The sequence below is a fragment of the Drouetiella sp. genome, assembly GCF_059504425.1.
In genome coordinates this window covers 1-12,830 of sequence record NZ_JCACIN010000123.1, presented here as the reverse complement: position 1 = coordinate 12,830, position 12,830 = coordinate 1, and the positions used below count along the sequence as shown (strand labels likewise).

Annotated in this window: 11 protein-coding genes and 1 tRNA gene; 4 read left to right on the top strand and 8 right to left on the bottom strand. The window is 50.2% G+C overall.

Annotated features, from left to right (window positions below; translation table 11 throughout):
• Positions 1–542: 542 nt before the first annotated feature.
• Positions 543–1,145, bottom strand: a complete 603-nt coding sequence (locus tag AC5JMP_RS27225; protein WP_495854647.1) for a Uma2 family endonuclease — start codon at positions 1,143–1,145, stop codon at positions 543–545.
• Positions 1,146–1,888: 743 nt separating this feature from the next.
• Here AC5JMP_RS27225 and AC5JMP_RS27220 point away from each other — a divergent pair.
• Positions 1,889–2,098 carry a hypothetical protein gene (locus AC5JMP_RS27220; protein ID WP_495854646.1) on the top strand — a complete coding sequence of 70 codons (210 nt, stop codon included), beginning with the start codon at positions 1,889–1,891 and terminating at the stop codon, positions 2,096–2,098.
• Between the two features lie 204 nt (positions 2,099–2,302).
• Here the strand turns inward: AC5JMP_RS27220 and AC5JMP_RS27215 are convergent, their stop codons facing one another.
• From AC5JMP_RS27215 to AC5JMP_RS27205, 3 genes are read right to left on the bottom strand one after another with little or no spacing between them, the layout of a single operon-like run.
• Positions 2,303–2,596: a hypothetical protein gene (locus AC5JMP_RS27215; protein ID WP_495854645.1), complete on the bottom strand. Its 294-nt coding sequence runs from the start codon at positions 2,594–2,596 to the stop codon at positions 2,303–2,305.
• Between the two features lie 48 nt (positions 2,597–2,644).
• Entirely contained in the window at positions 2,645–4,639 is a 1,995-nt protein-coding gene (locus AC5JMP_RS27210) for a caspase, EACC1-associated type (protein WP_495854644.1), read from the bottom strand.
• A 12-nt stretch (positions 4,640–4,651) separates the two neighbouring features.
• Positions 4,652–5,041 (bottom strand): hypothetical protein, encoded by a 390-nt coding sequence (locus tag AC5JMP_RS27205; protein WP_495854643.1) that lies wholly within the window; start codon positions 5,039–5,041, stop codon positions 4,652–4,654.
• A gap of 450 nt (positions 5,042–5,491) precedes the next feature.
• Between AC5JMP_RS27205 and AC5JMP_RS27200 the strand changes: the two genes are divergently transcribed.
• Positions 5,492–6,862, top strand: coding sequence for a GH1 family beta-glucosidase (locus AC5JMP_RS27200; RefSeq protein WP_495854642.1), 1,371 nt, complete (start codon positions 5,492–5,494; stop codon positions 6,860–6,862).
• Between the two features lie 76 nt (positions 6,863–6,938).
• Here AC5JMP_RS27200 and hppD read toward each other — a convergent pair whose 3' ends face one another.
• Together hppD and AC5JMP_RS27190 are read right to left on the bottom strand one after the other, a co-directional pair.
• Positions 6,939–8,009, bottom strand: a complete 1,071-nt coding sequence (gene hppD, locus AC5JMP_RS27195; protein WP_495854641.1) for a 4-hydroxyphenylpyruvate dioxygenase — start codon at positions 8,007–8,009, stop codon at positions 6,939–6,941.
• A 207-nt stretch (positions 8,010–8,216) separates the two neighbouring features.
• Positions 8,217–9,005, bottom strand: a complete 789-nt coding sequence (locus AC5JMP_RS27190) for a hypothetical protein (protein WP_495854640.1) — start codon at positions 9,003–9,005, stop codon at positions 8,217–8,219.
• 246 nt (positions 9,006–9,251) lie between these two features.
• Between AC5JMP_RS27190 and AC5JMP_RS27185 the strand changes: the two genes are divergently transcribed.
• A tRNA-Val gene (locus AC5JMP_RS27185) sits at positions 9,252–9,323 on the top strand.
• A gap of 311 nt (positions 9,324–9,634) precedes the next feature.
• Entirely contained in the window at positions 9,635–10,264 is a 630-nt protein-coding gene (locus AC5JMP_RS27180) for an acyltransferase (RefSeq protein WP_495854639.1), read from the top strand.
• Positions 10,265–10,722: 458 nt separating this feature from the next.
• Here AC5JMP_RS27180 and arsS read toward each other — a convergent pair whose 3' ends face one another.
• The gene (arsS, locus tag AC5JMP_RS27175) at positions 10,723–11,835 is read right to left on the bottom strand and encodes an arsenosugar biosynthesis radical SAM (seleno)protein ArsS (protein ID WP_495854638.1); all 1,113 of its coding nucleotides are present in this window, start codon (positions 11,833–11,835) and stop codon (positions 10,723–10,725) included.
• Between the two features lie 93 nt (positions 11,836–11,928).
• Entirely contained in the window at positions 11,929–12,744 is an 816-nt protein-coding gene (locus AC5JMP_RS27170; protein ID WP_495854637.1) for an SDR family oxidoreductase, read from the bottom strand.
• Positions 12,745–12,830 lie beyond the last annotated feature (86 nt).

Here is a 12,830-nt window from a genome sequence, read left to right as displayed (position 1 = left end):
CGCGCGTGACAACCTTTTTCTCTTGAAACAATTTACTTTTCTGCACCACTAAGCACTTCAAGCTCAGAACAGCGTTAGTCTTGCTTCACGTCAAAAACAGGCTGCTTTAGCCGCTCGAATTGAGTTCTCGCGCGTGACAACCTTTTTCTCTTGAAACAATTTACTTTTCTGCACCACTAAGCACTTCAAGCTCAGAACAGCGTTAGTCTCGCTTTCTACAGGACTGCCATGAGCAGAAGTGCGATCGCCTAAACCCGTAACACAAACCACTTGCGAAAAGCCCTATTCTCCAGTGCTGTTATATCTCAGTACAAAAAAGTCCGTAACTAAAGCGCCACCTGAAGCTGCGCAAACAGCGACAGGCGACTAACCCTCAAAACTTGGCAACAAGCAGTTTCAAGATATGGAGGGTGTTGCCCTGAGAGGTTTTAATTTGCTGACCCCAAAAAGAGTCTGCTTTCCCAAAACAATCCAGGTTAGGGAACTGTTGAAGGAGCATTTGATGATCTTGCGGGCGAACTCTTTAAGTTCCGTTGCACTCGCTATACGTCCAAAATTTGGTTCATTGTTAAGGTCAATTCTGGGAAGGTGTGAGAAAGTATGCGATCGTCTTCTTTAAATCCAGTGACTTGATACACTCCTGCATCATCCAGTAAGTAAACAAAAATGGTGGGTGTTTTAGGGTTGCCGAGATAGCTTCTGCTGCCGATCGCCAGATAGTCTACAATCCAGTATTCGGTAACACCTAAACGCTTGTATTCATCGAGTTTGTCAATGTAATCATCTTCCCAGTTGGTTGAAACCACTTCTACCGCTAATTGAATGGGTTGATCTAAAGCTGCATAGGCAAATCGGTTTGAGTGCCAGACAGTCCGATCAACGACACTAACATCTGGATGCCGTCCTTGTTTTTGCCCATTGGAAGTCTGGGTTTCAAGCACTAACCTTCCAGTGACTCGGTAATTCAGATTAAGCCGTTCAATTTCTCGATCGAACTTTCGAATCATAAAATCGGCAATGTCATCGTGCCATCTGATTGCCCTCATCTCAACTATCTGTCCATCGACCAGTTCATACCGTCCATCTTCGGGATAGTGATCAAGAAATTGATCAACCGTGAGCTTTTGTTTTGTAAAAGCTGTCATTGTAAGCTTCTCCTGCTTTTAATCTCTAAATTTATAGATTTCAGATAGTAATTGATAGTGTGCCATGGGAAAATAAACCGTCAGACAGACAGGATACCTGTAGCTTGAATCTACAGGCAAAATTCTATCCTAGCGGTATCGGAAGCATTTCTTTAGAAGTCAGATAGGGAGAATTTCTTTTCTTGTGAGCACTCCGTTGATAGAAAGCTAGGCGATCGCTTTCCCACCCTCACCTTCCAACCTCAGAACCCGGAATTCTGATCTTGATGCGCAACGCTTCGCGAACAGAGCTTGAAACGCCGACTTCCAGGCACGAAACATCAGCCTCAAAGCACGAAACTTTGACCTCAGAACCGGAAACTTCGAGCTTCGAGCCTGGAACTCCGCGATCGCAACTCCGTTAGTCTCCCTTTCTACAGGAAACGCCGTGGTCAGAAGGGCGATTGCCTAAGCCTGTAACAAAACCCACTTGCAAAAAGCCCCAATCTCCAGTACTCTCGTATCTCAGTACAAAAAAGAGATCCGTAACTAAAGCGTCACCTGAAGCTGCGCAAACAGCGACAGGCGACTAACCCTCAAAACTGCGCAAACAGTTCGGAGGGCTAGAGGGCAGTTTATCACTCCGCTAGCCACCCTGACTTGCCATGTCTAAAAAGCACGGCAAAAAAGCAGCAGGGTGGCTTTGGATTTGGGCATCTCCTCACCCAGTTCCTCAACCTACATAGCGGAGTGAAATAACTGTCATGACCTATAGTTCATCATCGATTCAGCCCATCAACCCCGATCCGCGCATCCTCACGCTGCTCGCCATCGGCACCGAAGACAACGTCAGAGCGCACATTTTGCGACAGCACACCCTTGGCGTTGCCGAAGCAGGCGCATGGAGCCGACCTCTGCCCGTTCCCACCTGTCCCGATAAAGTCATGTGCGTTCTCAATCGCATCATGATGTGACTTGTGTGAAAGCTGGACGTTGCTGAATTGCAGTATGAATGCCCCCCAACCCCCCAATTCTGGGGGACTTTGAGTTCGGAAGTCCCCCAGAATTGGGGGCTTAGCGCCTGCGGCAAGCAAGAAAAGGGGGCGAGAAAGCTGTCAACTTTGACCTGTTCATACTTCAATTCAGCAATGCTACAACCCGTTTCAGTGCAAACTCATCTACAGGGTCTCGCGCTGATTCAGTTCAGCGATCGCTTCATCAAAAGTTCCCCGAAAGACTTGATCAGCCTGGTATTCTTCCTTGGCTTGAGCAATATTGACGGCTATTTCTGCGCGTCTGCGTTCCACAAATCGCCGTTGCATCAGCTCCATCAGGGCTTCCTGATCCTCGATCGACAAGGATTCAATATTTTCTAAAACCTGATTGAACGTTGAGGTTTGCATCGTGGCTGGATTGCCAAATCCGATCGCTTCTCCCTGAATTTTAGCTGAAGGGGCGATCGTGCCTTTCAAAGACAGATGGGTCGGATAACTACGGTAAAAGGGTAAGAAGGTAAAGAGTTAAGGAGTACTCGCCAAAGAAACACTAACTCGAAAACCGAGGTTGTTGCTCTGGTAGTTCCGCTTATTTCTATTGCGATACGCTGAGCGGCAAAGTCTGGGATTGTTGTTCCACGAACCTCCCCGAATTCGCCGAGACAGATTGTTATTCATACTAAGCCACGCACTACCGTCACTAGGCGCACCCTGATAATTTTCATGCCAATGATCGATACACCATTCCCAGACGTTGCCATGCATATCAAACAGACCAAAGGCATTTGCTAGAAAGCAGGCTACCTCTGTGGTTAGTCCTTGCCGATAAGTTCCTTTGATCCCAGTTCCGTAGGTGTATTCGCAATCATAGTTCGCTAGCTTAGGGGTGAGGGTTTCACCAAAATAGAAGGGCATGGTAGTTCCAGCTCGACAAGCATATTCCCACTCGGCTTCGCTAGGCAAACGATAAGCGCGTCCGGTTTTACGAGAGAGGCGATCACAAAACTCGATCGCCTCGTCCCAGGAAACTTGCTCTACAGGTCGTTTATCTCCTTTGAAGAAAGAGGGATCGGGATTTAGATCTAAATTGATCTTGGGCAATTGAGTAACCGATCGCCATTGCGTCTGAGTTACAGGATATTTACCCATGCAAAAGGGTTGCACCGTGACGAGATGCTGCGGATCTTCACAGGTATCCCGTTCAAGCTCATGGGTAGGAGAACCCATCAGAAAAGTCCCGCCCGGAATCGCCACCAGATCTAAAGTCACCCCATTCCCCAGGTCTTCAGCAAAGGCTTTTGCTGCTTTGCGACTGCGGGTAATCACGGGTTTTTGATTTTTGATCACCAGGATTGCCGTCTCAAACTCAAACGGCTGCGTTTTGATTGTGGGCGGGGTGTGCTGCAATCGCGTCTCTGGCTGGGTGAGCGTTGGCGGCTGAACTTGCTGCCGTTCCGCCCACTTAGGTGCAAAAAGTCGAGACTCGATCGCCTCCGCATCGCTCTCTTTCAATGCCAAGTGCGATCGGTAGTCCTGCAAATCTCGTTGGGCGAATTCGCTCAAGGGAAACTCATCGGCGATCGCTTCCACCAACGCCTCCTCATACTCTTGCAGCTTCCGCGCATATTCCCGAAACGGACGCAAAACCTCAAACTCAGTTGCGGCAGATTCCTCTAGCGACAACCCCCAGTCTTGCCTCTTATCATTGAGCAACCTACGGGCAAATACAGAAAACTTGCCCTGTGCCACCAGTCGTTCGACCTCCTTACGATACTTCAGCTTCGGGTCATCCTTGGGCGACTTTGCCAGGAAAATCCTGTGCCCTTCCCGCACCGGATAAAACTCTGGAGTCATTGCTGGAGCGGCTTCCTTCACCTTGCCCCGCACATACTCATGCAACTCATCCACCGAGATAATGCCATCACCATCGCGATCGGCAGCGCCTTTCTCCAGCCCTTCCACCAAAAAATGCGTATAGATCGACAGGTCAAACGCCTCCTGCTCAAAGGCGTACTGGGTCGAGGTCGATGCCGTCAGCAGCGCCCGTCCTTCGCCGCCCAACTGCTCATGCACGTTCACCTCGCCTTTTGCCGTCATGCCCCTAGCAAAAGCACCGCTAAAGCAGCAGTCCAAAATCACCACCTGCCGTTTAGATCTGCTGTCGTTCATCCAGCCATGAATGTCTCGCGCAGCCACGGCGGTTGTCGGTCTCAGTCTACTGCCGTCCTTCACGGTCGATCGCGTAGACAAATAAAACTCGCCGCTATCCACCGTGATGCCATGCCCAGAGAAATAGAGCAATAGCAGATCATCCTTTTGGCGATCGGCAAAAAGCGTATAAATAGCGTCCTCAATTTCCTGGCGCGGTTTGTTGATCAGCGCTATCACCTCATCAAACTCGCCCATCTCAGGATGCCGCAGCACCCGCTGCATCGCCTCCACGTCCTTTGCGGCACTGGGCAACGCAGCCAACTCCGGCTCATATTCACTGATGCCCACCAACAGCGCTACTTTTCTCATCGGTTTACGAATCTACGCTGTTTCTTTAACAAAGTCCTGCGCCGCCTTAATTGCCGCCTCTAGCTCCTCTCGACTGTGTGCCGAAACCTTTAGCTTCTTGCCGTTTGCCTCCACCTCCAGCGAGATTGGCTTACCGCCCAGACGATCGCCCAAAAAGCCCGTCAGCTTCTTAAAGTTCTCCAGGCTCACCTCCGCCGTTAGCAAGCCCACCAAGAAGCCGCCGATCGCTTTGTTGCCCTCTGGCGGGTTGGGATCGAGGGGGCGATCGGCAAACTCCACCTCATCCATTTCCCGGAGCTGCTCCAGCAGCCTTTGAACTTCCTCGTCCTTCTCTTCTGCATCCAGTTCCGGATCGGTCAGACGAAGGGTGAGTTTAACATTCGCTGGTTTTGATGTTTGCATCTCTTGCCTTTGCTGAAATTATAAAAGTACTGAAATTACATACAGTGGAACTCAATTAGCGGCATTGTTCCAGTTTCACATAGAACCTTTGCAGATTAAAACAGCAAACTTTGCCCTCGGAACGCGATCGTTCTCACTTGAAACGAGAAACTTGCGGTTTCAAATAGGAATCATTGAGTTTCAAACAGGAATCTTTCCACTTGAAACGAGAAGCTTGCGGTTTTAAGTGAGAACGATGTCACTCAAAACAGGAACATTGGCATTCTGAACAAGAAAGTTGGTGCAAAAAGAGCGATCGCTCCTCTCTCAACCCAAAATATTGCCGCTTCAAACCTAAAGCTTGGAGATTGAAGGGCAATCGCTCCTTTGCAGAGTAGCAAGCATAGAGTTGCCAACCTCAATCAACAGTGTTACCTTTGCCCTGTCCGCTCCAAATGCCAAGGTTTTGTTGTGACCAGCTATCGCTTTCCCAATAACTTCCTCTGGGGTGCCGCCACCTCCGCCTACCAGATCGAAGGAGCCGCCGATGTTGACGGACGCAAGCCCAGCGTTTGGGATACCTTTAGCGCCACCGCCGGACGCACCCTGAATGGCGACACGGGGGCGATCGCCTGCAATCACTACCACACCTACCGCGAAGACATTAAGCTGATCGCCGATCTCGGCATCAAGAATTACCGCTTTAGCCTTGCCTGGTCGCGGATCATGCCCGACGGTCGCGGCAAGGTCAATGAGGCAGGAGTCGATTTCTACCGCCGCTTAGTAGACTGTCTGCTGGAGTATGGCATTACGCCCCACGCCACTCTGTTCCATTGGGATAGCCCCCAGGCATTAGAAGATCTGTACGGCTCCTGGCTGAGTCGAGAAATGGCGCAAGACTTTGCCGACTACGCTACGGCAGTCGTGACTCGGCTGGGCGATCGCGTCACCAGCTGGATGACCCTCAACGAAATCACCTGCTTTACCCACCTCGGCTATGGAGTCGATCGCGTGCCGCAACACGCCCCCGGTCGGCAGGTGGGCAGCGACAGCGAAGTTTGGCAAACGGTGCATCATGCTTTGCTAGCACATGGGTTAGGCTGTCAGGCGATCCGCGCTGCCACACCTCAGCCCTGCTCTGTGGCGCTGGTCGATAATTTTGCCGTGACGGTGCCGATCGCCGAATCGCCCCAGCACATTGCCGCTGCCCAAAAAGCCTTCGGCAGCTTCGGCTACAACGGCGGCATTCTCTTACCTGCCCTCACCGGAGCCTATCACCCCGACTTTTTCAAGCCGGGAGCCGCAGCACCCAAAATTCAGGACGGCGATCTGCAAATTATCCATCAGCCCCTCGATTCACTAGGATTCAATATCTATTGCGGCACCTATGTCCGGGCGGCTGACAACGAGGCTGGCTTTGAAATCGTCAACTTCGCCAAAAGCTATCCGCAGATGCATATGCCCTGGCTGTTCTTGCAGCCAGAGTCTATCTACTGGGGCATTCGTCACATCAGCGAAACCTTGGGGCGATCGGATCTGCCCATCTTCATCAGCGAGAACGGCTGTGCCACCGAAGACGAGGTGAACTGGAAAGGCGAAGTGGTAGACAGCGATCGCATTCTCTACCTGCGTCAGTACCTCAAATCTGCTCACCGCGCCGTCAGCGAAGGCTATCCGCTTCAGGGCTACTTTGTCTGGAGTTTGCTCGACAACTTTGAATGGTCATGGGGATACGATCGCCGTTTTGGCATCATTCGAGTCGATTTCCCGACGCAGAGCCGCACCCCCAAATCGAGTGCCGACTGGTATGCCGAATGCATCCGACAAAATCGGGCGGTCTGATAGATTGGGCTATTCAAGATATTTGTTGTGGAGGCGCGCGGAGCGCGCCTCCACAACAAATATCTTGATAAATTGCCTAAAGCAAGCTGCCTCGCTTCATCTGCTCTCGCTCGATCGCCTCAAACAGCGCTCGAAAATTACCCTCTCCGAAGCCCTTTGCCTGATGACACTGCTTGTTCACCCAGCTTTTGCGCCGTTCAATTAGCTCAAAGAAAAACGTGGGCTGCGGAAAAATCGGCTGGGTAAAGGCTTGCAATAGCAGAGCTTGAGGCAAATCTTTTTGCCAATCGACCAGCACTTCCTGATGGGCGATCGCCTGCCACTCTGCCGCAGACAAGCTAAAGCCGGGACGCTGACGTAGCGCTTCGTAATAGCTGAAGGGCACAGACAAAAAGGAAAGCCCCTGCCGACGAAATTGGGCGATCGCTTCCACGATAGCGCTCGTTTGCAGAGCAATATGCTGAATGCCTGTGCCTCGATTAGCGTTCAAAAATTCCTGAATCTGCGAGCCTGATGAAGTCGGCTCATTGATAGGCAACTGCGCCGATCCGGCTGGATGGGTCAACACCTGACTACACAGGGCAGAGCGATCGGTCTGAATCTCGAAGGTCTGCTGGCGCTGAAAGCCAAAGACCTGCTCATACCAGGCGCTTGCCTTTCTCAACTCCCCTGCCGCCACGTTTAGCACCACATGGTCAAACTCTGTGATCCAACCTGGGTCTAAACTCTCCTCTGGCTGCTCTAACGGCTCTACCAACGTATGGCGCAAGTCTCCCCAGCCCTGAATCTGAGCTGATTTCACGATTCTCTGGGGCTGCCGAACAACTTGAGGCAATTGCGTTACCTTTGCCCCTGAACTAACGGCTTGAGCGATCGCCATCTCCAGGTTTTCTACCTGAAACGCCACATCTGCCACGCCAGCAGGATGTTTCTGCAAGTATCTCGCGACAGGGCTTTGAGCCGTCTTCGCTGAAGATAAAAAGATGCAAACTTTCCCGCTCTGGACTATCTCCGTCTGAGTTTCAAAATCTGCGTAGATTCCAGAACCTGCTAGGTGAGCGATCGGTTGGAAACCTAGTTTCTGAACGAACCAATTGCGCCAGATTACAGCATCTGCCACATAAAAGTGAACATGATCAAGGTTCATAGCCTATCAGTATCCAGCCAGTTGCCCTATCATTTTGCCTTGTTAGCAAAAATTTTACTTCAATCTACTGGCGGAGATTGGGGCATTTCTGGATTTTAGATTTCGGCATTGCTTAATCCGGCTATGAATTTTATTTTGAGAGGCGCGCGGAGCGCGCCTCTCAAAATAAAATTCATAGCTACAATCCACCCAGATTTTAGAGAACCGCTATTTGTATGCGATCGCGATCGCTTTATCCAGGCTGCTGGGGTTGTAATGCGCGGCTGGAAACTGATCGAGATGACGGTAAAGGGCGATCGGGTTTTGTACGCGACAGGTAAAGAACTCGGTTGCAGCCTGACCATCGGGCAAAACTTTGACTTTGGCAGACCAATCTTTAGGCTGTTCCCCTTGCCAACGCCATTTAACCTGCGGCGGCGGGACTTCAACCAGACGGTGATGACTCCAGTTGCAGCGCTTTCCCAGCGCGCCAAACTCCTGAAGTTCTCGGTGCAGCAGCGAAGCCAGTAAAAACGATCCTGGAGAGCGATCGCCTTCAATGGCATCCATAAAATGGTCAAGCGCACCCTCAGGCTGAGGCGGATGGTCAATGTCTTGATGCTTCGCCAGCGGCTTCTCCAAGAGCGAAATAGTGCTCAGAGATTCTGGCACTGCAACCACTAAGCCTCTACCTTCTTGCTGAGCGCGATACAAATAACTCACCCAACGTAATTCAGATTTGAGCCGCAAGCCAGATAGCTTGAGCAATGTGGCTGCCGGATTGACAGTGCTAAGCTGCCATCGACCCTGAGACGTTGCCACTTCTTCCGGAGCTAACCCACCAAAAGTAAACACTCCGCTGAGATCATCAAGCGACTCAGGTTCCGGTGGTTCTTCGGTTTCACCCAGGTCAGCCCAAACCTGAGACCGTTGCTCAGTGTCAGCTAATGCCAGCACATCTTGAATGTAGCGTCTGATCTTGTTGACCGTAGCCAGCGGAAACTTTTGAATCGACATGAGGGAAGGGCGATCGGAAACTGGAAAGAGGTGAAGAGTCTTCAGAGTAACTCAGATTACGGCTGAAGCTGTGAGCAAAATAGGGCTTGAGACTTGACATGGCAACATCTCTACAAACCCCCTCACCCTGCAATAATTCTACCCACAAACTATGAAAGCCCAGTCTTTATTTGCTATATTGAAGGCTGATCTAAATGTAACGCTGAAAACAAAGCGATCTTGATTGCTCGCTCTCAGCAAGTTTACGGGCGATTAGCACAGTGGTAGCGCACTTCCTTCACACGGAAGGGGTCACTGGTTCGAATCCAGTATCGCCCATACGATTCAAAGTGAGTCCCAACACAGACGTACCAATTTCATACCAAAAGCACTAATCTAGCAGTTCCCTAACAGAGTAGGTGTAGGTTAGTAGATTTTGGTGCGAGGGGATAGAGCAAAATACCCGGCAAGATTCAAGTCGATTCGGTTTGAAGTGCCTCTAAACGGTCAAAAGAATAAAGTAAAGCCTCACAAAAGGATTCAACCCTAAAGAGAGCATAAATTCCGGGCGCTAATACCAAACACTCCAGAAGCAGGGATGCAAACTATGAGTAGCCCCCAATCATTTACTCATTCATCAAAGCCCCCGCATGACCAGCCTGTACCAAGAGTGCCATCAGTCCGATTCGATCTACCATCTAGTCCTCGCCAAGAATCTTTACTACAAGATCAGAAAAAAGAATATTCTCTCTCATCAAAACGCAATGATCAGAGGAGTTAAGAACATTAGTGTTGATGGGACTTTGAAAGTAGGATTAAGCTATGTCGGGTTTAGTCACCCAGCCGATCGAACCTACTTGAATATTCACGGTAAATTAAGATTCAAAGGAGACTTCAGCATTGGGAGAGGATGCAGAATCCATATCGCTGAGAGAGCTACAGCTTCTTTTGGAACTGGGTTTATCAATACCGGAACTACTTTAGTAATCGACAATGGCTTAGAGGTCGGGGACGGCTGCGCTATCTCTTGGGGATGCCAGTTTCTTGATACAGACTTTCATCACGTAGAGTATCCAGGGAGAGTCGTAAGGGAAGGAAAAATTTCTATTGGGAATAATGTGCTTATCGGGTGTAACGTCACGATTCTTAAAGGGGTTGTGATTCCTGATGGGTGTGTTGTTGCTGCTGGTTCAGTCGTGACCCGACAATTTAATGTGCCGAACTCCCTAATCGCAGGGAATCCAGCCCGAATTGTGAGGGAAGGGGTGAGTTGGGGATGAGGATTGGATGCCTAGAATCTTTTTGAATCTTTTAGACTCGATCGCGCCAAACTCTAGAATCCTCTCAGCCCCCTCTAGAAGCTCCGTAGAACAGTGTTGAGATTTGTTAAGGTTCTTGGCTAAGTCTAAATATAGGTAGGGTCATACTCCTTACGAGGGATTTTAGCCAGAATCTAGTTGTGTAAGTGAATTTGAAATGACTGAAGATCTGCTCGACGTGGGTAACGCAATCGTGACCGAAGCGATTACACCTAATAAAACTGGCAAAGTTAGATTGATGGGTTTGCTGTGGTGTGCAAGTTGCTCTTCCAATCAGGGTTTGCAGGTAGGTGAAAGTGTGAAGGTCATTTAGGACAGGGACATTTGTGGTGGAGAGCTTGGCTCTCCACCACAAATGTCCTAACCAAACTGGCGACAGTTATAGCTACGGAAAGAGAAATACAGATTTATCGGCAAATTTACTCGATCGCCCCGCCACAAGAGCTACCTGCTCCTGCCGTACAGCCGAAGCAATGTCTTCCAGTGCGAATCAGGCGATCGTTCACCTTTTCCAACTTAAAGTCCTGAATATGGGAATGCGCGTGAATTTCCAAGTCCAGCATTTGGTTGAAATCGCAGTCGTATAGCTGTCCATCCCACGACACCGAAAGGGTATTACGACACATCAACCCGGCGATCGTTCCTGGATTAAATGAATTCACCAATAGTTCCATATACGCTTGCAGATTGCCCGATTGCTCTAGCCACTCCAGATAGCGAGAAATTGGCATGTTATTGAGGGTGATGAGGCGATCGAAGCTCACGCCCTGATGCTTCATCAATCCGGTTTTCCACTCTTGCTCCATTTTGGCTTGGCTGCTGGCAAGAAAAGCCCCCACCGGATTTGACATTAGGGTTAAGCGCCGCTGCGGATTGCCTTGACCATAGCCCGCTGCATTCAAGCGCCGCAACGCCTCGATCGATTTCTCGAAGGTGCCCTCGCCCCGCTGAGAGTCGGTATTGAGGCGGCGATAGTGGGGCAGAGAGCAAACGATCTCTACGCCCCGCTCTGCCAGCCATTCTGGTAAGTCCTGTAGGGTTGGCAACAGCAGCACGGTTAAGTTACAGCGATCGATCACCTGTTTACCTCGCGCCACACACTGATCCACCAAGTAACGAAAGTGCGGATTTAGCTCCGGTGCGCCGCCTGTGAGATCTACCGTGTGCGCCTCGGTTTGGTCGAGGGCGTGCAGGCAGGCTTCGATCGTCTCCAGCGTCATAATCTCGCGACGATCGGGGGCAGCATCCACATGGCAATGCCGACAGGTCATGTTGCACAGTTTGCCGACGTTAATTTGAAAGATCTCCAGCTGTGCCGGACGGAGTTCAGTCCAGCCCTGTTGGGCAATTCGAGCTGCAAAATCGGTTTGATCTGGGGACTGGGGCAGCGCGATCGCCTCTAGAACATTCATTTGATATTCGGGTGAGGCAAGGGGCGATCGCCGTTGCAGCAAAGATCCAGCCGCCCTAGAAGCTTTTGAACTAGCTAGATTTTGAGTTTCAAACGGAAGCGGTCGGGATTCTTCAAGCATGAAATTTTTTGGAGTAGCGGCTATTAACCGAGAGCAGGATCACGAATTTTGAGCTTGATAAAGCAGTTTTACAGAGCAGATTGATGCGCAGATTTATTTAGCCTTTTGGCTGCCCAGCATGATGCGGGTTACGAGCGATCGCCATAGCGAATCCGGAAGAATCGCATGCATGAGCAGGTAAGCCTCACCGTGAGGAGAATATCGCAACCTCTCTGAGCGATCGTTGGCAGCCCGATAGATGGTTTTAGCCACTCCTTCTGGCCCCGGCAGCGAATCATTGATGTTCTCAGTGACATTTCTCACCTGTTCGACTTGGTCTGCATAGCTGGGGTGACTTGCCCAGGTCACGCCATGATTGATGAAATTTGTCCTAATTCCGCCCGGCTCAATAATCTTGACTTGAATATTGAAAGGACGCAACTCATAGCGTAGAGATTCAGAAAGACCTTCCACAGCCCATTTAGTGGCATGGTAAGAGGAAGTGAGGGGAAAAGCGAGGCGACCGCCAATTGAAGTGACGTTGATAATGGTGCCTCTTCTCTGTCGGCGAAAGACGGGCAAAACGGTTTGAATCGTAGTCACCAATCCGAAGACATTCGTTTGAAATTGACGCTCTAATTGCTCAGGGGTCACCCCTTCAATTGCGCCCATCAAGGCATAGCCAGCATTATTGACCAAGGCATCAATTTGCCCAAACCGCTCTACTGTTTCCAAGACTGCACTCTCGATCGTCTCCGGCAAGGTGACATCTAGACGGGGGCAGATAACGTTCTTCGCCTTGCTCCAATCTCCCGCCTTCTGGGGCGATCGCATCGTTGCCGACACATTCCAACCTTTCTGAAGAAAATATTTGGCAGTCGCCTCGCCAATTCCACTCGAAGAACCCGTGATCAAAACTGTTTTGTCCATTCTCGATATCACTTCTAACGTTTTAGAGGTCATATAGCGCTACGCACATACGTTAGGACACTCTTTAAAGGCAGCATCAACGCAAT

Coding starts and splice junctions, on each gene's coding strand:
- AC5JMP_RS27225 (WP_495854647.1), bottom strand. CDS start 1,145: ATGACAGCTTTTACAAAACAAAAGCTCACGGTTGATCAATTTCTTGAT.
- AC5JMP_RS27220 (WP_495854646.1), top strand. CDS start 1,889: ATGACCTATAGTTCATCATCGATTCAGCCCATCAACCCCGATCCGCGC.
- AC5JMP_RS27210 (WP_495854644.1), bottom strand. CDS start 4,639: ATGAGAAAAGTAGCGCTGTTGGTGGGCATCAGTGAATATGAGCCGGAG.
- AC5JMP_RS27205 (WP_495854643.1), bottom strand. CDS start 5,041: ATGCAAACATCAAAACCAGCGAATGTTAAACTCACCCTTCGTCTGACC.
- hppD (WP_495854641.1), bottom strand. CDS start 8,009: ATGAACCTTGATCATGTTCACTTTTATGTGGCAGATGCTGTAATCTGG.
- AC5JMP_RS27190 (WP_495854640.1), bottom strand. CDS start 9,005: ATGTCGATTCAAAAGTTTCCGCTGGCTACGGTCAACAAGATCAGACGC.
- AC5JMP_RS27180 (WP_495854639.1), top strand. CDS start 9,635: ATGACCAGCCTGTACCAAGAGTGCCATCAGTCCGATTCGATCTACCAT.
- arsS (WP_495854638.1), bottom strand. CDS start 11,835: ATGCTTGAAGAATCCCGACCGCTTCCGTTTGAAACTCAAAATCTAGCT.
- AC5JMP_RS27170 (WP_495854637.1), bottom strand. CDS start 12,744: ATGGACAAAACAGTTTTGATCACGGGTTCTTCGAGTGGAATTGGCGAG.